This is a genomic window from Polymorphum gilvum SL003B-26A1 (assembly GCF_000192745.1).
Taxonomy (GTDB): domain Bacteria; phylum Pseudomonadota; class Alphaproteobacteria; order Rhizobiales; family Stappiaceae; genus Polymorphum; species Polymorphum gilvum.
The window spans coordinates 3766098-3787168 of record NC_015259.1; the positions used below are offsets into that span (position 1 = coordinate 3766098).

Below are 21071 nucleotides of genomic sequence, written 5' to 3' on the forward strand. Positions count from 1 at the left end.
GCCCGCTGGACCGCCGCCTATTGCGCCGCCTGGGGCACCGACAGGTTGTCCAGCGACGACATGATGTGCTCGACCAGCGCCTCGGTCACCCGCGAATGCTGGTGCCAGGAGCGCATGACCGCAATCTCGCAATCGGGCAGCTTGGGAAACCCGTCGGCCTCGCACAGCACGCGCATGCCGGAACGCAGGGCCGACTCGGGCAGCACGGAGATGGCGAGACCGGCAAGCACGGCGGCGCCGACCGCGGTCGAGTTCCAGGACGAATAGAGCAGCCGGTGTTCGCGCTTAATGCCGTTGAGGGCGGCGAGCGCAGCCTTGCGCCAGTCGCAGGTCGCCCGGCCGAGCGCCAGCGGCAGGACGTCCTCGTTCTCCACCGCATGGCGCGCCGAGGCGACCCACAGCAACGGTTCGCGGCGGATGACCTCGTCGCGCTCGCGTCCGGGCCTGAGCACGTGGGTGACGATGGCGACGTCGAGCTCGTTGGCGGCAACCAGATCGACCAGGTTCGGCGTCGGAGCGCAGACCACGCTGACCTCGGCCTTCGGGTTGGAGCGCGAGAAGCGCGCCAAAATCTCCGGCAGGAAGCGGTCGGCATAGTCGTCCGGCGTGCCGAGCCGCACGAAGCCGGCGACTTCCGAATCGTCGAAGGCGGCCAGCGTCTCGTCGCCGAGCTGGACGAGGCGGCGCGCATAATGCAGCAGCCGCTCGCCATCCTCCGTCAAGCGCGACAGGCGCCCGTCGCGCATGAAGATCTGGCGCCCGATGCGTTCCTCGAGCCGGCGCATCTGCATGGAAACGGCGGACTGGGTCTTGTGCACCATTTCGGCGGCACGGGTGAAGCTGCCGTATTCGGCGATGGCGACGAACGTTCGCAACTGGTCCAGGTCGAGCATGCCGGCAAGTTCCCATCCATCAATCAGATCGATAAATAGCATCAAACACATTCGCCGGAGAGATCTTTTTGCGGGCGAGGTAGACGCCGCGCGACAGCCTAGGCGGTACTGGTCGGCATTTTTCCGCCTCGGCGGCCCGCACCGATGCGCAAGCGGTACGCGCCCGGGCAAAGGTATTAAATTCGTCCGGTTTGCCGCCACGAGGGGAATGATTTTTCCAAGACCATCCGAATATCATCACAAACTTCGATTGAATCCATAAAAAACATTCGTTGGATATATCGATTGCGATGCAGCATCCTGCAATCGTTCCCAGCAGCCAACGAGCCGCCGGTTCCTTCACTCGACAATCCGGAAAGACTCTTTCCGGCTTACAGGAGATTTGCGCCATGTCCGCCCCCGTTTCGCCGCCGCTGATCGGTCGGATTGCCGGTTTTGTCGCGCGTACGTGGCGCGCGATGAGCTTCCGGCGGGAAATCGCCGAACTCGCCACCTGGACGGACAGTCAGCTCGACGACATCGGCCTGACAAGGGCCGACGTACGACGCGCGCTGCGCGAACCGCTGTTTTCCGATCCATCCCGGGTTCTGAGGAATTCGGTCGGCGAGCGCCGGCTGGCCCGCGACGAGCCCGCCCTCAACGTTGTCGTCCTGCCCGCTGCGGCGGACCGGCCGGCGACCCGGCGCGGACCGCAACTGGCCGCCTGATCCGGGCCACCTGACCTTGCCGGCTCGACCGCCCGGCCGGGTCCGCCCACCCCTTTGCAGCCCCGTCGGCGAAGCCTTGCCGACATCACCTGGCCCGCCTCCCCCGGCGGGCCTTTTTTTAGTCCGCGTCCGTCGGCCTCGGCGGATCGCCGGCGCGGTCGAACAGGGCCTCGAAGGTCTTCCACTGACTGGTCTGCAGGCTGCGACCGGCGGCCATCCAGTCGTCCAGAAGCGTCGAGAAGTCGCGTTCGGACGGCAGGGGCGTCTCTACGGCGGGCGCAGCCTCCGCGGGCGGGGTCGCCTCGTCGGCGCGCGCGCGCCCCGGCGGACGGGCGGTCGCAGCCTTCGCCGCCGCCGGTTCGCCGGTCCTGTCCTTCCCCTCTTCCCGCGTCCGGGGCGTCGGCGCCTCCGCCTTGCGGCCCTGCGGCGCGCCGAGGAAGCCCGACCAGAACGACTGGATCGCCTCGGAATAGGACGCCATCATGGCGGCCGGATTGGGCACCGGCTTCGGCCGGCCTCGGGCGTAACCGGCAAGGAAGGCGTCGAGCAGATCACGCGCCGGGCCATGGACGAAGGAGCGGGCGACATTGCCCATGGCGAGCGTCGCGGCGACCGGCATGAGTGCTGCAATGGCGTCGCGCTGCAAACCGGTCATCGCCGCGACATGATCGGCAACGGCGCGCTGGACGTTCTGCGGACCGAAGAAGAAGGCGAGCGGCGGCTGGCGGTCCCCCCCGGCCGTCTCCGCCCGTCCGCCGACGGCGGCCATGAAGTCGCGGAAGGCGTCCGGCGTGGCGGTGTTGTGCTTCAGGCCGGCGAAGGCGGCGGGCAGGAGCGCCGCCATGGCACGGCCGACCTCGGTCTCGCCCCAGCCGTAGCGGCTGCGCATCGTCTCCAGGACGGCGGCAGGATCGAGCGCGAATGGAAACCCGGATGTGTCATTCATGTCCCGACTCGCCTTGGCGTTGCCCCGTCATGATCTGCCGAAGCCCGCTCCGGGTCAAACCGCCTGTTCTGCCGAGGGCACCGGCGGGGACGACAGATCAGTAGGCGTAGTCCTCGAACGCCCTGGACAGGTCGCGGTTCCAGGCGCCCTCGTAGCGCTTGAGCATCTGGTCGGCCGGCGACAGGCCGGCGGCGACGCCCTCCTCGACGGTGGCCAGATGGACGCGCTCGTCCTGGCCGCCGTCGTTAAGCCGGGCGCGGCGCTTCAGGCCCTCGCGCGACAGGGCGACGGTCTCGCGGGCGATGTCGAGCACGGTGCCGGAGCGGAACGGCGTCTGCAGCGCGAGCCGCGGCACCTCGTTGCGCAGGGCCTCGCGTTCCTCGGCGGTCCAGTCGCGGACCAGCTGCCAGGCCTGGTCGAGCACGCCGCGGTCGTAGAGCAGGCCGACCCACAGCGCCGGCAGCGCGCAGATGCGCCGCCATGGCCCGCCGTCGGCGCCGCGCATCTCCAGATACTTCTTCAGCCGCACGTCGGGGAACAGGGTGGACAGGTGGTTGTTCCAGTCGCCGATGGTCGGCAGGCCATCGGGGACGGTGTCCTTCAGCGCACCGTTCATGAAGGCGCGGAAGGTGGTGCCGGTGACGTCGTAATAGGTGTCGCCGCGCTTGACGAAATACATCGGCACGTCGATCGCCCAATCGACATAGGCCTCGAAGCCGAAGCCGGGCTCGAAGGCGAAGGGCATCGGGCCGGTGCGGTCCGCATCGGTGTCCTTCCAGATCTCGGCGCGGAACGACTTGAAGCCGTTGGGCCGGCCGTCGGTGAAGGGCGAATTGGCGAAGATGGCGGTGGCGATCGGCTGCAGCGCCAGGCCGACGCGCAGCTTGGTGACCATGTCGGCTTCCGACGAGAAGTCGAGATTCACCTGGATGGTCGAGGTCCGGTACATCATGTCGAGGCCGAGGCTGCCGACCTTCGGCATGTAGCGGGTCATGATCTCGTAGCGCGACTTGGGCATGACCGGCACCTCGTCACGCGTCCAGGTCGGCGTCATGCCGAGGCCGAGGAAGCCGATGCCGAGCGGTTCGGCGATCTGGCGCACCTGGGCGAGGTGGCTGTTGGTCTCGCGACAGGTCTGATGCAGGTTTTCCAGCGGCGCGCCGGACAACTCGAACTGGCCGCCTGGCTCGATCGAGATGGCGCCGCCGCCGACCGGGTCGGCGAGGCCGATGATGTTGCCGTTGTCGGAGATGCGCTCCCAGCCGAGCAGTCCCTCCATGCCCTTCAGCACGGCCTCTATGCCGCGCGGGCCGCCATAGGGAATCGGCTTCAGGCTGTCGCGGAAGAAGCCGAACTTCTCATGCTCGGTGCCGATGCGGAACCGGTCGTCCGGCTTGCAGCCGGAGTCCAGCGTGGCGGCCAGTTCCGAGACCCCCTCGATGGGGGTCGAATCGACGGTGTCGCGGGCCATGCATGTCTTCCCAGGTTCTGATCGGCGCGCACCTTACAAAGGCTACCTGCCGCACACAAACACGATTTGTCACAGTCGCTTGAGGGCGCCGGCCGGATCTTAGGGCGGGGGCGTTCGACGACGCTAGTGACACCTTTTGGTCATGGCCGCAAGCGGTCTTCGATGCCCGGCCGCGGCGCCGGTCAGCGCCAGTCGCCGAGGGCAGCCTGGACGACGGCGAGCGCGGCCACGGCGGCGGTGTCGGCCCTCAGGATGCGCGGTCCGAGCGGGATCGGCACAACGAAGGGTAGGCCACGCAGCAGCGCCCGCTCCTCCTTCGAGAAGCCGCCCTCCGGGCCGACCAGCAGCGCCAGCGGCGAAGGCCCCTCGCCGGCGAGGCGCGCCAGCACCGGCAGCGGGCTGTGGCTCTCCTCGCCCTCGTCGCAGAACAGCAGCCGGCGGCCGGCATCGGCCTGCGGCCAGGCGGCGAGCACGGCGTCGAGCGCCGCCGGTGCGCGCACGTCCGGCAGGCTGATGACGCCGCACTGCTCAGCCGCCTCGACGACGTTGGCCTCCATGCGCTCGAGGTTGATGCGGCTCGCGTGGGTGTGGCGGGTCATCACCGGGCGCAGGGCGCCGGCGCCCATCTCGACCGCCTTCTGCACCATGTAGTCGAGGCGGGCGTGCTTGAGCGGGGCGAACAGGTAGTGCAGGTCGGGCTGCGGCGTCTGCGGCCGGGTCCGCTCGACGAGGCGCAGCGTGCAGGCCTTGCGGCCGGCGGCGGCGATCTCGGCCAGCCACTCGCCGTCGCGGCCGTTGAAGACGAGCACGCGGTCGTCGTCGGCGAGCCGCAGCACGTTGAGCAGGTAGTTGGCCTGGGCGCGGTCGGCCTCGACCTGGCCGCCGTCGGCGAGGCCGTGGCGCAGGAACAGGCGCTGGGTGCGGAAATCGTATCGGGTCATGGCCTCAAGGTAGGACGGTCGCCCCCGCCCGTTCAACACCCGCACGCCGCCTTCTTCAGGCGCGGCGTCCCGGCGGCGGTCGCCGCCGGGCAGGCATCGGCACGCCTCAGGCGTGACGGTGCGGCGCGGGTTGCTCCGCCGTCTCCTCGGCATCGAGGACGCGGTCGGCGTGACCGACGTACATGTAGAACATCGGCACGACGAACAGGGTGAAGATCGTGCCGACCGACAGGCCGGTGGAGATCACCAGGCCGATGGAATAGCGCGCGGAGGCGCCGGCCCCCTCGGCCATGACCAGCGGCAGGACGCCGAGCACCATTGCGCCGGTGGTCATCAGGATCGGCCGCAGGCGCTCGCGCGCCGCCTCGACGATGGCCGCGCGCTTGGACTTGCCGTGCAGCTCGCGCTGCATGTTGGCGAATTCCACCATCAGGATGCCGTGCTTGGTGATAAGGCCGACAAGCGTGATCAGGCCGACCTGGGTGTAGATGTTCAGCGTCCCGAGGCCGAGGTTGAGCGGCACGATGGCGCCGAAGATCGACAGCGGCACGGTCATCATGATGATGAACGGATCGCGGAAGCTCTCGAACTGGGCCGCCAGCACCAGATAGATCACCACGATGGCGAGGGCGAAGGCGATGACGATGGTGTTGCCTTCCTTGACCTCGAGGCGCGACTGGCCGGCGTAGTCCTCGAAGAAGCCCTCCTGCATCTCCTCGGCGGCGATCTGCTGCAGCGTGGCGAGGCCGTCGCCGGTGGTCACCGTCGGCAGGGGCAGCGCCGACAGCGTGGCGGCGTTGAGCTGGTTGAACTGCTCCACGGCAACCGCGGTCGCGTCGGTGGAGATGCGCACCACGGCCGACAGCGGCACCATCTGGCCGCCCGCCGCGCGGACGTAGAGGCTGCCGAGGAGCTCCGGGTTCATCCGGTATTCCTGCTCGACCTGCGGGATGATGTCGTAGGCGCGGCCCTCACGGTCGAACTTGGACACCGACGCGTTGCCGACCAGGATGTTGAGGGTCTGGCCGATGGTCGAGATCGGCACGCCCAGCGCCGCCGCGCGGTCGCGGTCGATGAGCACCGTCGCGCGCGGCTTGTCGAAGGACATGGAGTTCTGGACGATGATGAAGCGGCCCGACGCCATCGCCTTCTGGCGGACGCGTTCGGCGACCTCGTAGACCTGCTCGGCCGAGCCGGTGGTCTGCAGCACAAACTGGATCGGCAGGCCGCCGCCAGCGCCCGGCAGGGACGGCGGCGAGAAGACGAAGGCCTGGACGCCAGCCGACTTCTCGATCCGGCTCTGGATCATCTGCTGGATCTGCTTCTGCGACTGCTCGCGCTCGCCCCAGGGCTTGAGCGCCCAGATGGCGAAGGCGGAGTTGGTCGAGCCGGTGCCGACGATCTGGAACCGCGCCTCGACGCCGGGGACGTCGTCGGTCATCTCGTAGAACTGGTCGGTGTAGAGCTGGGTGTAGTCGGAGGTCGCGTATTGCGGTGCCGTGACCATGGCGAACAGGCCGCCCTGGTCCTCCTCCGGCGCAAGTTCCGAGGACGTCTTCAGGAACAGGAAGCCGGTAGTCGCGAGCAGGGCGACGACGATCAGCAGCGTCACCGGCTTGTAGTCGAGCGAGGAGTCCAGCCGGCGGCCGTACCAGTTGGCCAGGCCCGTGAAGGTGCGGTCGACGAAGACCTGGAATCGGCTGGCATGGGCCGACAGCAGGCGCGCCGACATCATCGGCGACAGGGTGATCGCGACGAAGCCGGAGATGAACACCGCACCGGCGAGCGTGAAGGCGAATTCCCTGAACAGGGCGCCGGTCAGGCCCTGGGCAAAGCCGATCGGCGCATAGACCGCGCCGAGCGTGATGGTCATCGCGATGACGGGACCGAAGATCTCGCGCATGCCGACGATGGCCGCCTGCATGGGCTTGAGACCTTCCTCCAGATGGCGGTGGATGTTCTCCACCACCACGATCGCGTCGTCGACCACCAGGCCAATTGCGAGCACCATCGCCAGAAGGGTCAGCGTGTTGAGCGAATAGTCGAGGCTCCATAGGAAGAAGCAGACGCCGATCAGCGACAGCGGAATGGTCACGATCGGGATCAGCACGGCACGGAACGAGCCGAGGAACAGCAGGATCACCAGGATCACGATGACCACGGCTTCGGCGATGGTCTTGAACACCTCCTCGATCGACGCACTGATGAACTTGGTCGAATCGTAGACTACCTGCATGTCCATGCCCTGCGGCAGGTTCGCCTGCAGGCGGGGCAGTTCGGCGCGAACGCCGGCCGCAGTGTCCAGCGGGTTGGCCGAGGGCGTCGGCATGATGCCGAGGAAGACGCCCTGCCTGCCGCCGAACGAGACGCGGGTGTCGGTGCTCTCGGAGCCGAGCTCGACGCGGGCGACATCGTGCAGACGGACGACTTCGGCGCCGCTGGAGCGCACCGGCAGGGCGCCGAACGCCTCCGGCGACTGCAGGGTGGTCCGGGTCTCGATCTGGTAGGCGACGTATTCGTTCTCGGTCTTGCCGGGCGCGGACAGGAAGTTGGCGCTCTGGATCGCGGCGAGCACCTCGGCGGCCGTCACCGAGCGCGACGCAAGGCGCACCGGATCGATCCAGATGCGCATGGCGAAGGTCTGCTCGCCGAGGATCTGGGCGTCGGCGACGCCGTCGACGATGGCGAGCTGCGGCTGGATCACGCGTGACACGAATTCGGTGATCTGCTGCGGCGACATGTGGTCGGACAGGACCGACAGGTACATGATGGCGAAGGACTGGCCGGTGCCCTTCTGGATGACCGGGTCCTCGGCTTCCGTCGGCAACTGGCCGCGCACCTGCTGGACCTTGGAGATGACCTCGGTCAGCGCCTTGTCCGGATCGGTGTTCAGGCGCATGTGGACCGAGACGGTCGACAGGCCGAGCGAGCTTTTCGACGTGACGTAGTCGACGCCCTCTGCCGAGGCGACGGCCTTGGCGATCGGCGTGGTGATGAAGCCCTGAACGAGGTCGGAACTGGCGCCGACGAAGATCGTGCTGACGGTGATCACCGTCTCGTCGATCTTCGGATACTGGCGGACGGACATGTTCATGACGCCCTGCGCGCCGAGCAGCAGGATCAGGAGGCTGACGACGGTCGAAAGAACCGGGCGGCGGATGAAGATTTCGGAGAAGTTCACGTCACTCTCCCGTCTTCGCCGATGCCGGGACCGGATTGATCGTGTTGTCGATGACAACCGGGCTGCCGACCGTGAGCTTGTTCTGGCCGGCAGTCACGACGACGTCGCCGCCCGAAAGACCGTCGACGACCTCAATCTTGCCTTCGAACCGACGGCCCGGCGTGACGAACACCTGCCGCGCCACGAGGCGCTTGTCGTCACCCGCCCCCTGGCCGGAAGTGTCCTCCGCGACGACATAGACATAGGCGCCGTAGAGGCTCTGCACCACGGCGGTCTGGGGCAGCGCGATGACGTCCGCCTCCTCGGGCAGTTCCAGGCGAACGAAGGCGAACTGACCGGGCCTCAGCGCCCCGTCGGTGTTCTCGACCTCGGCCTGAACGGAAACGAGGCGCGACTCGGGATCGATCTTGGGATCGATGCCGGTGATCCTGCCCTGGTAGCTCATGGCGTCCTCTTCCAGTCCCATGCGCAGGGGTTGGTCGATCCGCAGGTCGCTCAGACGCTGCTCCGGCACGGAAAAGTCGACCTTCATGACCTTGAGGTCCTGGAGCGTGGCGATGACGGTGCCGACAGGCAGGTACTGGCCGACGTCGATCTTGGGAATGCCGATGGTGCCGGAGAAGGGCGCGACGATCCGTTTCTGGTTGATCGACGCCTGGACACGCTCCATCTGCGACCGCGACGCGTCGAGAGCGGCCGTGGCGTTGTCCAGGGTCGAGGTCGAGCTGAAGCCCCGGTCGGTCAGCGTCGAGGCGCGCGCCAGCGCCTGGGTGTCGCGGGCGACGTTGGCCTTGGCCGCGATCAGATCCGCCTGCTCCATTTCGTCGTCGAGCTGGACCAGCAACTGGCCGGTCTCGACCTCCTCATTGGAGACGAAGGTGATCTCCTTGACGATGCCGGCCGCGCGCGCGGCAACGTCGACGCCCTGACGGGCGACGACCGTACCGATCGCTTCGATGCCGGGCTTCCAGGTCTCCGGCTCGACCGTGACGGTTGACACCGTGACGGTCGGGCGAGGGCGGTTCGCGAAGAACTCGGCAATCTTCTGTTCCTTGAACAGGTTGAAGCCGACGAGGCCGCCACTGACGAGGGCAATGAGCACAATGGCGAAGAAGAAACGCTTGATCATGAATCCCGGCCATGCGGCCGCACGGCCGCTCTTGTCGTTCCAATGGAGCCCGGAACCGTTGCCGGTCCCGCGCGCACCCTATCCTCCAGAACCCTGCCGACCGGTAAATCCGTATAGCCGGCGGCCTGGACGAGGGGTGCGGCAAGGCTGCGCTTGATAACTTTACCGTCCAGACGGTAAAGTCAAGAGCGACACGACGCGTTCGTTTCCGATCCGGCCCGGTCCGGAGGGTGCGGACGCTCGGCCGGGGGAAACGAACGAGGGTAATTGACAACACGTGCCCAGCAAGGATGCCAAAAGAACCAACGCCCGCGAACGCATCATCGATGCCGCCATGGCGATCGTCTTCGAGGATGGAGCGAGGAAACTGTCCCTGGATGCCGTCGCCGAGCGCGCCGGGGTTTCGAAGGGCGGGCTGCTCTATCATTTCAAGAGCAAGTCTGACCTGCTCAAGGGCATGGTGGCGCGCCACATCGCGATCCTGGAGGACGCCGTCGCCGCAGCCCATGCCGAAATCGCCAAGGACAACAAGCCCAACGCACTGATCCGTGCGTATCTGCAGGCCGTGTTCGTCGAGATCTGCACCAAGAAGAAGCCGCACACCGGGCTTCTGGCCGCCATCGCCGAAGAGCCGGAACTGCTTGCACCGGTCCGCGCGCACAACACGCGGCTGGTCGCGGAACTGAGGGCGGCAAGCGAAACGCCCGACCTCGCCCAGGTTGCCTTGCTGGCGGTCGAGGGAAGCTGGCACATGAGGCTGTTCGACATCAGCCCCTTCGACGATGCGGCCCTCAAGCGCCAGTTCGACGCGCTGACCGAGTTGCTGGCCAATCCGCCAGCCAATCCGCCAGCACGGCGCGACGAAGAACAGCCGAGCTAGTCACTGCCTCAACCCGGCCGGCGAGTTGCCGCGCGCCTTGCCGCGCGACCAGGCGGCGACAAGGTCGGTACCAAGGTCTCGCGCGTCGGCGCGCTGCCAGCCGTTGCCCGCCGATTTCACGTAGAGAACCAGGGAGAGGCGCCGGTTGTCGCCGGTGCGGACCGCGTCGACGACTTCGTCGGGCAGGATCATCGGCCGGCCGTAGACCTCGCGTACCGGCAGCCTCAGTTCCGGCATGACATGGTGGATGAGCTCGGCGCAGAACAGGCAGGCGTCCTCGCGCAGATCGAAGCGGTAATCGAAGCGGGTGCCGAGATGGCCGAACAGCGCGAGCGCGATCCGCCGGCGCTGCGCCGTGGTGTAGAGGCGCGGCCGGAGCACCGCGACCGCGTCGGTGTTGAAGATCTCCTCCGGCGTGGCGAGGTGAACGCCCTTGTAGTCCGATTCGACCAGCGTGGCGCCCTCGCGTACCCGGGCCTGATGCGGCCGGACGGCATCGGTGTCCCAGATGCCGAGCGCGCGCAACTCCTTCTCCGAGCCGAGGTAAAGGCCGAAATGGCCGAAATGGCCGGGAATGAGGTTGCCCGACAGGCGTCCCTTGGAACTGAAGGCGATCAGGTCGAGCGGGCGCAGCCGCGACACGACGAAATCGCGGGCTTCCGCGCGGTCGGCGAGATGGCCACGGCGCAGGTGGACATGGGCGACGCCCCGCCCGAACAGCGGCGCGAGGGGATCGAGGCCTGCGACGAGCAGGCGCGGATAGCGCTCCGGGTCGGCGCAGCAGTCGACCCCGTCCGGCGCGGTCACGACCGGCCGATCGGAACGTGGCGCGGCGCATCCGGCAAGAAGAAGAATCGCGAGGCAGACGAACGGCAGAACGGATCGCATGCGCGGACTATAGACGCTACGGCACGACGGTCTGCAACCGCATTTGAGCGCCGGCGTGCAGGCTCGTCGCGCAAGCCGGCGCTCTCTTGACCCCGCCTGCGTCGGCGTCCACCTTCGGGACCACAGCCAGGGAATCGGACAGCGTGGCGGACACACCCACCAACATCGCCGAATATTCGGTCTCGGACATCTCCTTCTCGATCAAGCGCACGCTGGAGGACACGTTCGGCTACGTGCGCGTGCGCGGGGAACTGGGGCGCATCTCGCGGCCCGGCTCGGGACATGTCTATCTCGACCTCAAGGACGACCGTTCGGTGCTGTCGGCCGTGATCTGGAAAGGGGCAGCGGCGAAGCTGAAGATCCAGCCCGAACAGGGCCTCGAAGTGATCGCGACCGGCAAGATCACCACCTTCCCGGGCCAGTCGAAATACCAGATGGTGATCGACGCGCTGGAGCCGGCGGGCGCCGGCGCGCTGATGGCGCTGCTGGAGGACCGCAAGAGGAAGCTGGCCGCCGAGGGCCTGTTTGCCGCCGAACGCAAGCGGCCGCTGCCGACCCTGCCGCGGGTGATCGGCGTCGTAACCTCGCCGACCGGCGCGGTCATCCGCGACATCCTGCACCGGCTCTCCGACCGCTTCCCGCTGCATGTGCTGGTCTGGCCGGTGCGCGTCCAGGGCGACAGCTGCGGCGCGGAAGTCGCCAACGGAATCAGGGGCTTCAACGCGCTGGAGGCGGGCGGGGCGATCCCCCGGCCGGACCTGATCATCGTCGCGCGCGGCGGCGGCAGCCTGGAGGACCTGTGGGGCTTCAACGACGAGCAGGTGGTGCGGGCGGCGGCGGAAAGCGCCATCCCGCTGATCTCCGCCGTCGGCCACGAGACCGACTGGACGCTGATCGACCTGGCCGCCGACGTGCGCGCGCCGACGCCGACCGGGGCGGCGGAGATCGCGGTGCCGGTCAAGGCGGAGTTGATGGCGGGCGTCGACGACCTGTCGAGGCGGCTGGCGTCGGGGCTGAACCGGCTGGTAGCGAGCCGGCGGACCGAGCTGAGGGCCGCCGCCGCAGCCCTGCCGGCACCGCGCGACCTGCTCGCCCTGCCGCGCCAAAGGCTTGATTTTTCAGGCGGAAATCTCGAACGCGGACTGACAGTCAACACCCGCGCGCACCGCTCCCGGCTGCAGCATGCCGCCGCCCTGCTGACACCGATGACGCTGGTTCGGGCGATGCGACAGGGCCGCGAGCGCCTGGACGGCCACCGCCAGCGCCAGGCAAGGGCTTGGGAAACAACGATTTTCCGCCACCGGCAGCGGCTCGAGGCAGCCGCCGGGCGGCTGACGTCGGGGCGGCTGGAGCAGCAGCTGCGGCTCGGCACCGAACGGCTCGACGGCCTGCTGCGGCGGCTTGAGCGGGCGCAGCAGGCCCGCCTCGCCGAGCAGCGCGCGCGCCTGCAAGGCCTTGAAAAGCTTCTGAAAACCCTCTCCTACAAGGATGTCCTGGCGCGCGGTTACGCGCTGGTGCGCGACGCGGCGGGCGAGCCGGTGCGCTCCGCCGCTCACGTCTCTGCGGGCGACCGGCTGAGCGTCGAGGTCGCCGACGGCCGCTTCGAGGCGATCGCCGCCACGCCTGCGGAGGAGCTGCGCAAGTCCCGGAAACCAAAGGACAATCCGGCGCCGGGAGGGACCTCGCAGGGCAGCCTGTTCTAGGCCTCGCGCGCCGCCGCGACCGCCTCCTGCCTGTGTCCGAAGACTGTCCGGCACGGCTCCGGAAACCGGCCGAAGACCCGCCGAAACGCTGCCGGAGACCTGCCAAAACCTGCCAAAACCTGACGGAACGGGGCGGCGTCCGCATGCCCCACCCCCGACCCCTCGGCACAGGGGGTGGGGAGCGCAGGCGTCGTGCGTCGGCGAGTGCCTTTCCTCGCCGAACGCACCTCCCTCCCCTCCCTCCCCATCCCTCCCGCACCTCCCTCCCGCACCTCCCTCCCGCACCTCCCCTCTTTGCCGATATGGACAGCGGCGGCGGGGCGGGGCTAGCCTGCGCGCCGAGGAAGACCGCAGCGAGGCCGAGGAACCGATGGATTTCAACCTGTCCGAAGAACACCGCCTGATGGCAGAGACCGCCCGCCGGCTCGCCGAGGACCGGCTGGCGCCGCTGGCGGCGACGCTCGACCGCGGCGAGGGCCGGCAGGCGTTCCTCGCCAACCTGAAGGAGCTCGCCGACGCCGGCTTCATGGCGCTCAACGTGTCGGCCGCCTACGGCGGCACGGAGGCCGGCAGCGTCGCCTTCGCGCTCGCCGTCGAGGCGCTCGGGCGCGGCTGTGCTGCGACCGGCGTCACCGTGTCGGTGACCAACATGGTCGGCGAGGTGATCCAGGCAGTCGGCTCCGAGGAGCAGAAGGCGGCCTATCTGCCGAAGCTCGCCGACGGCCGCTACCCGGCCGGCGGCTTCTGCCTGACTGAGACCGGCGCCGGCTCGGACCCGGCCGGCATGAAGACGCGCGCGGTGCGCGACGGCGACCACTACGTGCTGAACGGCGCCAAGCTCTACATCACCTCGGCCGAATACGCCGGCATCTTCGTCGTCTGGGCGGTGACCGACCCGGACGCGGCGAAAGGCAAGGGCATCTCGTGCTTCCTGGTCGAGACCGGCACGCCGGGGCTCGTCATCGGCAAGGCGGAGACCAAGATGGGCCAGACCGGCTCGGCCACCAACGAGGTGCTGTTCCAGGACTGCCGCGTGCCGGCGACCGCACTGATGGGGCCGGAAAACGCCGGCTTCAAGGTTGCGGTCGGCGAACTCGCCGGCGGGCGCATCGGCATCGCCGCGCTGTCGCTCGGCATCGCCCGGGCGGCGATGGAAGCGGCCAAGGCCTATGCGAAGGAGCGGCGCCAGTTCGGCACGGCGCTCGCCGACATGCAGGGCCTGCAGTGGATGATCGCCGACCGCGAGACGGAACTGGAGGCCGCCCGGCTGCTGGTGCTGCAGGCCGCCTGGCTGAAGGACCAGGGCCGGTCCTTCGCCAAGGAGGCGTCGATGGCCAAGCTCTATGCCTCGGAAGCCGCGCAGCGGGCGACCTACACCGCGCTGCAGATCCACGGCGGCGCCGGCTACATCCGCGACTATCCGCTCGAACGCTTCGCCCGCGACGCGCGCATCACCACCATCTACGAGGGCACCAGCGAGATCCAGCGCCTGATCATCGCCCGCGAGGTGCTGAAGGCGGTGTGAGCGGCCGGGCGGCAGAGGTGAGGACACGACAGAGCGCCGCACGGGCCGCGCCCTGCAGCGTGTCGATGGTGTCAATGAAGGACAGCGAGGCCCCGGCTCACCGGTCCCGCATCTGCGCTTCGCTGCGTGCGGGATGACGCGTTGGCAGGATTGTCAGCAGTCCGAGGGCGCCGCGCGGGCAGCGCCCTCGGCTTGCCGGACGTCGCCGCCGGACTCAGTCGCTCGGCAGGATCACCTTGTCGATGACGTGGATGACACCGTTGTCGGCGCGGATATCCGCAGACACGACGGTGGCGCCGTCGACGGTCACGCCGGCGGCCGTCCTTGTCACCATGATGGCGCGGTCACCGGAAGCCTTCAGGGTCTCCACTTCGGTGGTGCCTTCGGCGATCATGTCGGAGGTGATCTGGCTGCCGACCACGTGGTAGCTGAGCACGGCGACCAGCTGGTCCTTGTTTTCCGGCTTGAGCAGGTTTTCAACCGTGCCCTCAGGCAGAGCGGCGAAGGCTTCGTCGGTCGGAGCGAACACTGTCAGCGGGCCGGGGCCGGACAGGGCGTCGGCCAGCCCCGCCGCCTGCGCGGCAGCCAGAAGAGTCGTGAAGCTGCCTGCCTGCTCGGCGGTCTGCACGATGTTCGCGGCCATTGCGGACCCCGCCGTCGCAAACATGGCGGTACCGATCAACCCGAATGCAATACGTCGCATTGTCTACTCCCTGTGGTTACGAGAAGCGGCCCCGACCACCCGGTCGGGCCGCGATCTGCACGGGGTTTACGCGTCCGCCGGCAACCGGATTGGCGACCGCCGGACACAGTTTTTTGACCGGGATGTCATCATCCGTTCCGCAAGACCGGCGTAGCGGGGCGCCGGATTCCACAGGCAGATCAATGCCCGCCCGCTCCGCCGCCGCCCGGGGCAGGCGTCAGTCCGCGCCGACGTCCCCCTGCGCCGCTGCGGCAGACCGGCCCGCGAGGGGCCCCGGATCTCCGCTGCGCTGCGTCCGGGGTGACCGAAGGAGCGAAAGGCACGGCCCTGCCACCCCCGCCGCCCGGGCGGCGCAGGGCACGGCCCCGCCCCCCTCCTCCGGCCCTTCGGACCTCCTTCTCCCCCGGGAGAAGGACTTGCGGCCAGCGGCAAAAATCTCCTTGCGGAAGGAGGGGTTAGGGGAGCGGGTTTCTTCGGCCGGGGTTGATGCGCGTCAAAGTCGGGGCTTTGCGCGCTGCCTATTGTCAGATACGACAGACGGATATCATTGGCGGCGCTCGCGAGGGGCGGCGCTTCGGACGGAGGATCGACTCATGGCTTTGAAAGACATTCTCGCGCTCACCGACCTGACCGGCGACCAGCCGGCAGTCAAGTGCGCCGTGGAGCTGGCGGCGCGCTGCGACGCGCACGTGACCGGACTGGCGGTCGCCTTCGAGCCGGTGGTGCCGGCCTTCGCCGCCGCGCCGCTGCCGGCCGACTTCATCGAGACCAGCCGGCGCCAGGCCCTGGAGGCCGCCGAGGCCTCGCTGAAGGCCTTCGCCGAACTGGCCCGCAAGGAGGGCGTCAAGGCGGAAGAGCGGACGGCCGAGATCCTGACCGGCGGACCGATGGAACCGGTGCTGCGCCACTGCCGGCTGACCGACCTGGTCGTCATCGGCCAGGAAAACCCGGACAGCCCGGAGCCGATGCGCGAGCTGATCATCGAGACGGCGCTGTTCGAAAGCGGCGTGCCGGTGCTGCTGGTGCCCTATATCGGCGTCGCCAAGTTCTCCATGAAGAACGTGCTGATCGCCTGGGACGGCAGCCCAACGGCGACGCGCGCCGTGCACGCGGCGCTCCCCGTCCTGGCGCTGGCCGACAAGGTGACCGTGCTGATCGTCAACAAGGGCCAGAAGATGGCCGGCGAGCCCGGCGCCGACATGGCGACCTACCTCGCCCGCCACGGCCTGAAGGTGACCGTCGACGTGGTGACCAACCCGCAGACCGGCATCGCCGACACGCTGCTCAACTACGTCTCCGACAACGGCAACGACCTGGTGGTGATGGGCGGCTACGGCCACAGCCGGGTGCGCGAGTTCCTGTTCGGCGGCGCGACGCGCGAGATCCTAGCGTCGATGACCGTGCCGGTGCTGATGGCGCACTGACACCACACACGACGGCTGCCGGCTTCGGGGGGAGCCGGCCCTCTCCGGGAGGCCTGCACTCAGGGACCGGGCATTTCTACGGAAAGCCCGGCCCACAGCGCACGGAGGCGATCCGGTGACCATCCGCAACCTCGACGGCTTCTTCTCCCCCCGCTCGATCGCCGTGGTCGGGTCCGACCGGCATCACCCGGCGGTGGCCGAAACGCTGCTGGCCCGGCTCGCGGCCACCAGCGGCTCCCCCATCCATCTCGTCGACATCGATCCCGCTGTGCCTGCGGCAGCGTCGGACCGGTTCCGGCGCGCGGCGCGGTTCTCCGACCTCGCCGAGGGCACGGCGGACCTCGTCGTCCATCTCGGCGCGCCGGAGCAGGCGCCAGCGCTGATCGCCGCGGCCGGCGCGATCGGCACGCGCGCCGTCGTCCTGGCGGCGCCGGGCTTCGACGCCTGGCCGACGGCGCTGGTCACCGACTGCCTGATCGCCTCGCGACCGCAGGCGGTGCGGCTGATCGGGCCGGGCAGCCTCGGCGTCGCGGCGCCGGGCAACGGCGTCGACGCGCTGCTTTCGGCCGCCGCACCGGCGGCCGGAGACCTCGCGCTGATCGCCCGTTCGAGCGCCGTGCTCAACGCGACGCTCGCCTGGGCGGCGTCGCACAACGTCGGCTTTTCCGGCGTCGTGTCGCTCGGCCAGCGTACCGACGTCGACGTCGGCGACCTGATCGACCATTTCGCCGGCGACTTTCGCACGCGCGCGATCCTGGTGCATCTGGAAGGGGTGTCGAGCCCACGCAAGTTCCTGTCGGCGGCCCGCGCGGCGGCACGCAGCAAGCCGGTGGTGCTGATTCGCTCGGGCCGCAGCCGCGACCGCACCGGCACGACGCGCACCCATGCCGGGCGCATGACCACCGCCGACGCGGTCTACGAGGCGGCGCTCAGGCGTGCCGGCATCCTGCGCGTCGAGGACCTCGACGAGATGTTCGAGGCGGTCGAGACGCTGACGCGGCTGCGCATCCCGCACTGCCGGCGGCTGGCGGTGGTCTCCAACGGGCGCAGCCTTGCGACGCTAGCGACCGACCGGCTGGCCGACCTCGGCGGGGAACTGGCGCGGCTGTCGGAGGAAACGGTGGAGCGGCTGGCGCCGCTGGCGCGCAGCCAATCCGCGCCCGGCAATCCGCTGACGCTCGGCGAGACGGACGGCCCTGAGACGATGACGCAGGCGATCGAGGCGCTTCTGGCCGATGGCGCCACCGACGGGCTGCTGGTGCTGGCGGCGCCGACCGCCTTCACCCCGGCGGAGGACATCGCGCGCACCATCGCCGCGGCAGCCGAGGCCGACCGCAAACGCACCGGCCGGCGCAAGGCGATCATTGCCGGACTGGTCGGCCTCGACCCGCTGCCGCGCGCCGCGCTCGACGCCGCGCGCGTGCCGGTCCATGCCAGCCCGGCGGAGGCTGTGCGCAGCTTCATGCACCTGGTGCGCAGCGCCGGCGCGCAGGAGATGCTGATGGCGGCGCCGCCGAGCCTGCCGGAGGACTTCACCCCGGACGCGGACGCGGCACGGGCGATCGTCGAGGCTGCCCTCGGCGCCGGACGCACGACGCTGGATCCGGAGGAAACCGCGCGCGTGCTCGCCGCCTACGACATCCCGGTGACGCCGACACGGCTGGTCGCCGATGCGGCGGCGGCAGAAGCGGCGTCGGCGGCGTTCTTCGCCGACCACCGGCACTGCGTGGTCAAGGCCTATTCGCCGGCGCTGCCGTTCAAGTCCGACATCGACGGCGTGCGGCTCGGCCTCGCCAGCCCGCAGGAGGTGCGCGCGGCGGCCGAGGACCTGACGGCGCGCATCGGCGCGACGCATCCGGACCGGCCGCTCGCCGGGCTGACCGTGCAGCCGATGCTGGAGGATCCACACGGCGTCGAACTCTACCTCGGCCTCGCCGACAACCCGGTGTTCGGGCCGGTCGTGGTGTTCGGCCACGGTGGCACGGCCGTAGAGGTGACCGCCGACATCGCGCTGGAACTGCCGCCGCTCGACCTCCACCTGGCCGGGGCGCTGATCGAGCGCACCCGGATCGCGCGGCTGCTCGGCGCCTTCCGCGGAAGGCCCGCCAAGGACCGGGCCGGGGTGGCGCTGGCGCTGGTCAAGCTGTCGCAGATCGCCATCGACATTCCCGAGATCCTGGAACTGGACATCAACCCGCTGGTGGCGACGGACAGCGGCCTTGTCGCGCTCGACGCGCGCGTGGTTCTCGGCGTGCCGAAGCTGCATCCGGGCCGCAGCGGCACCTCGCGGCTGGCGATCGCGCCCTATCCGAAGGAATGGGAGCAGACGCTGACGCTGAAGGACGGCTGGAAGGTGTTCGTGCGGCCGGTGCGGCCGGAGGACGAGGCGCTGTTCAAGACGTTCTTCGAGGCGGTGTCGCCGCAGGACCTCAGGCTCAGGTTCTTCGCGCCGGTGAAGGACTTCAGCCACAAGTTCCTGAGCCGGCTGACTCAGCTCGACTATGCCCGCGCGATGGCCTTCGCGGCGATCGAGCCAGCGAGCGGCGCCATGCTCGGCGCGGTGCGCCTGCACGCCGACCCCGACCACAAGACCGGCGAATATGCCGTCATGGTTCGCTCCGACCTGAAGGGCCGGGGCCTGGGCTGGGCGCTGATGAAGCTGATCATCCGCTACGCAAGGGCCGACGGCATCGGCACCATCAAGGGCGAGGTGCTGAAGGAGAACACCGGCATGCTCGCCATGTGCGAGGCGCTCGGCTTCACCATCGCGACCTCGCCCGACGACCCGGCGGTCGCGCTCGTCACCCTGCCGGTGACCGAACTGCCCGAGGGGATCGACTAGCCAGCGCCCGCACGCGCCTGGGCGGCGGCGCGGATCTGGCTGAGCGAGGCCGTCGGCGTCAGCGCCTCCGGGTCGAGCTTCAGATGCAGCATGGCCGGCCGACCGCTGGCGCGGGCGCGCTCGAAGGCCGGGCCGAAGTCAGCGGTTGTCTCGACCGTCTCGCCATGGCCGCCGTAGGCGCGCGCGAGCGCGGCGAAATCCGGATTGACCAGCGTCGTCGCCGAGGGGCGGCCGGGGTAGGTGCGTTCCTGGTGCATGCGGATGGTGCCGTACATGCCGTTGTCGACGACGACGACGACGATCGCCGCGCCCTCCTGGCAGGCGGTGCCGAATTCCTGCAGAGTCATTTGCAGGCAGCCGTCGCCGGCGAAGCAGACGACGAGGCTGTCGGGGCGGGCGAGCCTGGCGGCGACGGCGGCGGGCAGGCCGTAGCCCATTGAACCGGAGGTCGGCGCAAGCTGGGTGGCGAAGCGGCGGAAGCGGCGGAAGCGGTGCAGCCAGGTGGCGTAGTTGCCGGCGCCGTTGGTGAAGATCGCGTCCTCGGGCAGGTTGGCCTCGATCCAGTCCATCACGCCGGCCATCTGCAGGGCGCCTGGCGTCTGCGGGCGGGCGCCCGACCAGTCCAGATAGTCGGCGTGGGCATCGGCCGCAGCCCCGGCCCAGCGGATCTCGGCCGGCGGCTGCAGGCCCTCGGCCGCCTTGCAGAAGGCGGCAGGGCTGGCATGGACGGCGAGCGTCGGACGGTAGACGCGACCGAGTTCCTCGGCATCGGCATGGACATGGACGAGGGCCTGCTCGGGTTCGGGAACCGCGAGCAGGGTGTAGGACTGGCTTGCAATCTCCGACAGGCGGCCGCCGACGAGCAGGACCAGGTCGGCGGCCTTGATGCGGGCGGCGAGCTTCGGGTTGATACCGATGCCGACGTCGCCGGCGTAGTTGCGATGCAGGTTGTCGAACAGCGCCTGGCGGCGGAAGGAGCAGGCGACCGGCAGGTCGAAGCGCTCGGAAAAGCGGGTGAAGGCGGCGACCGCCCCGGCGGTCCAGCGGCTGCCGCCGAGGATGGCGATCGGCCGCTCGGCCGCCCACAGGCGCTTCTGCAACTCCGCCATCAGGGTCAGGCCCGGATGGGTCTCGACCTGACGCCAGGGGGCGGGCTGGGCGACGGAGGCCGTCTCGACCAGCATGTCCTCGGGCAGGGCGAGCACGACCGGGCCGGGGCGGCCGGAGGTGGCGACGTGGAAGGCGCGGGAGACAAGCTCGGGCACGCGCTCGGCGCTGTCGATCTCGGCGACCCACTTGGCCATGCCGGCGAACATCTGGCGGTAGTCGACCTCCTGGAAAGCGTCGCGGCCGCGCATCGACCGCTCGATCTGGCCGACGAACAGGATCATCGGGGTGGAATCCTGCTGGGCGACATGGACGCCGGCGGCGGCGTTGGCGGCGCCGGGGCCGCGGGTGACCATGCAGATGCCGGGCCGGCCGGTGAGCTTGCCCCAGGCCTCGGCCATCATGGCAGCCCCGCCCTCCTGGCGGCACACGGTGACCGGGACGGCCGCGTCGCACAGAGCGTCGAGGACGGCGAGATAGCTTTCGCCGGGCACGCAGAACACGCGTTCAGCGCCGTGCCGCTCGAGCGCCTCCACCAGAAGCCTGCCGCCCGTCCTCGCCGCTGTCGTCATGCCGTCCTCCGCTTGCCCGCTCGCGCCGCGGTTATACGAAAGCCGGCGGCCGGCCAAAAGGAAAAACGGCCGCGCGTGGCGCGGCGCCTTGCAGCGTGTCGACACACCCGCGGCCTCTCCGCTGTCATTCCGGCCAAGCGTGAGCTGCGAGCGATGACG

The 21071-nt window shown here is 69.4% G+C and carries 16 protein-coding genes; 6 read left to right on the top strand and 10 right to left on the bottom strand.

The annotated features are described in order from the left end of the window. Window positions 1-17: 17 nt before the first annotated feature. Window positions 18-935, bottom strand: coding sequence for a LysR substrate-binding domain-containing protein (locus SL003B_RS17585; protein ID WP_013654218.1), 918 nt, complete (start codon window positions 933-935; stop codon window positions 18-20). Further along, on the bottom strand, window positions 913-1284 hold the full coding sequence (locus SL003B_RS23575) for a hypothetical protein (RefSeq protein WP_158306642.1): 372 nt from the start codon (window positions 1282-1284) through the stop codon (window positions 913-915). The genes SL003B_RS17585 and SL003B_RS23575 overlap by 23 nt, the downstream gene beginning before the upstream one ends. On the opposite strand from SL003B_RS23575, the gene SL003B_RS17590 reads away from it, so the two are divergent. Further along, on the top strand, window positions 1283-1600 hold the full coding sequence (locus SL003B_RS17590; protein WP_013654219.1) for a DUF1127 domain-containing protein: 318 nt from the start codon (window positions 1283-1285) through the stop codon (window positions 1598-1600). The two genes, SL003B_RS23575 and SL003B_RS17590, sit on opposite strands and share 2 nt — an antisense overlap. A 118-nt stretch (window positions 1601-1718) precedes the next feature. Here the strand turns inward: SL003B_RS17590 and SL003B_RS17595 are convergent, their stop codons facing one another. The 5 genes from SL003B_RS17595 to SL003B_RS17615 form a co-directional block, all read right to left on the bottom strand. Next, complete coding sequence (locus tag SL003B_RS17595) at window positions 1719-2546, bottom strand: DUF937 domain-containing protein (RefSeq protein ID WP_013654220.1); 828 nt, start codon at window positions 2544-2546, stop codon at window positions 1719-1721. A 97-nt stretch (window positions 2547-2643) separates the two neighbouring features. Continuing rightward, window positions 2644-4017: a glutamate--cysteine ligase gene (locus SL003B_RS17600; protein ID WP_013654221.1), complete on the bottom strand. Its 1374-nt coding sequence runs from the start codon at window positions 4015-4017 to the stop codon at window positions 2644-2646. Between the two features lie 182 nt (window positions 4018-4199). Beyond that, on the bottom strand, window positions 4200-4958 hold the full coding sequence (locus tag SL003B_RS17605; RefSeq protein WP_013654222.1) for a 16S rRNA (uracil(1498)-N(3))-methyltransferase: 759 nt from the start codon (window positions 4956-4958) through the stop codon (window positions 4200-4202). Between the two features lie 106 nt (window positions 4959-5064). Further along, the gene (locus SL003B_RS17610) at window positions 5065-8139 is read right to left on the bottom strand and encodes an efflux RND transporter permease subunit (RefSeq protein WP_013654223.1); all 3075 of its coding nucleotides are present in this window, start codon (window positions 8137-8139) and stop codon (window positions 5065-5067) included. A gap of 1 nt (window position 8140) precedes the next feature. Further along, a complete protein-coding gene (locus SL003B_RS17615; RefSeq protein ID WP_013654224.1) occupies window positions 8141-9268 on the bottom strand; it encodes an efflux RND transporter periplasmic adaptor subunit in 1128 nt (375 codons plus the stop codon). 277 nt (window positions 9269-9545) lie between these two features. Here SL003B_RS17615 and SL003B_RS17620 point away from each other — a divergent pair, with 277 nt between their 5' ends. Further along, on the top strand, window positions 9546-10148 hold the full coding sequence (locus SL003B_RS17620; RefSeq protein WP_013654225.1) for a TetR/AcrR family transcriptional regulator: 603 nt from the start codon (window positions 9546-9548) through the stop codon (window positions 10146-10148). Here SL003B_RS17620 and SL003B_RS17625 read toward each other — a convergent pair whose 3' ends face one another. Next, entirely contained in the window at window positions 10149-10955 is an 807-nt protein-coding gene (locus tag SL003B_RS17625) for a YiiX/YebB-like N1pC/P60 family cysteine hydrolase (RefSeq protein WP_158306643.1), read from the bottom strand. Between the two features lie 224 nt (window positions 10956-11179). Here SL003B_RS17625 and xseA point away from each other — a divergent pair, with 224 nt between their 5' ends. Beyond that, window positions 11180-12739 (top strand): exodeoxyribonuclease VII large subunit, encoded by a 1560-nt coding sequence (gene xseA, locus SL003B_RS17630; protein ID WP_013654227.1) that lies wholly within the window; start codon window positions 11180-11182, stop codon window positions 12737-12739. Between the two features lie 370 nt (window positions 12740-13109). Next, on the top strand, window positions 13110-14264 hold the full coding sequence (locus tag SL003B_RS17635; RefSeq protein WP_013654228.1) for an acyl-CoA dehydrogenase family protein: 1155 nt from the start codon (window positions 13110-13112) through the stop codon (window positions 14262-14264). 214 nt (window positions 14265-14478) lie between these two features. Here SL003B_RS17635 and SL003B_RS17640 read toward each other — a convergent pair whose 3' ends face one another. Further along, window positions 14479-14907 (bottom strand): fasciclin domain-containing protein, encoded by a 429-nt coding sequence (locus SL003B_RS17640; RefSeq protein WP_339325430.1) that lies wholly within the window; start codon window positions 14905-14907, stop codon window positions 14479-14481. A gap of 653 nt (window positions 14908-15560) precedes the next feature. Here SL003B_RS17640 and SL003B_RS17645 point away from each other — a divergent pair. Beyond that, a complete protein-coding gene (locus SL003B_RS17645) occupies window positions 15561-16391 on the top strand; it encodes a universal stress protein (RefSeq protein ID WP_013654230.1) in 831 nt (276 codons plus the stop codon). A gap of 115 nt (window positions 16392-16506) precedes the next feature. Further along, on the top strand, window positions 16507-19233 hold the full coding sequence (locus SL003B_RS17650) for a bifunctional acetate--CoA ligase family protein/GNAT family N-acetyltransferase (protein WP_013654231.1): 2727 nt from the start codon (window positions 16507-16509) through the stop codon (window positions 19231-19233). Here SL003B_RS17650 and SL003B_RS17655 read toward each other — a convergent pair. Beyond that, a complete protein-coding gene (locus SL003B_RS17655) occupies window positions 19230-20912 on the bottom strand; it encodes a thiamine pyrophosphate-binding protein (RefSeq protein WP_013654232.1) in 1683 nt (560 codons plus the stop codon). The two genes, SL003B_RS17650 and SL003B_RS17655, sit on opposite strands and share 4 nt — an antisense overlap. Window positions 20913-21071 lie beyond the last annotated feature (159 nt).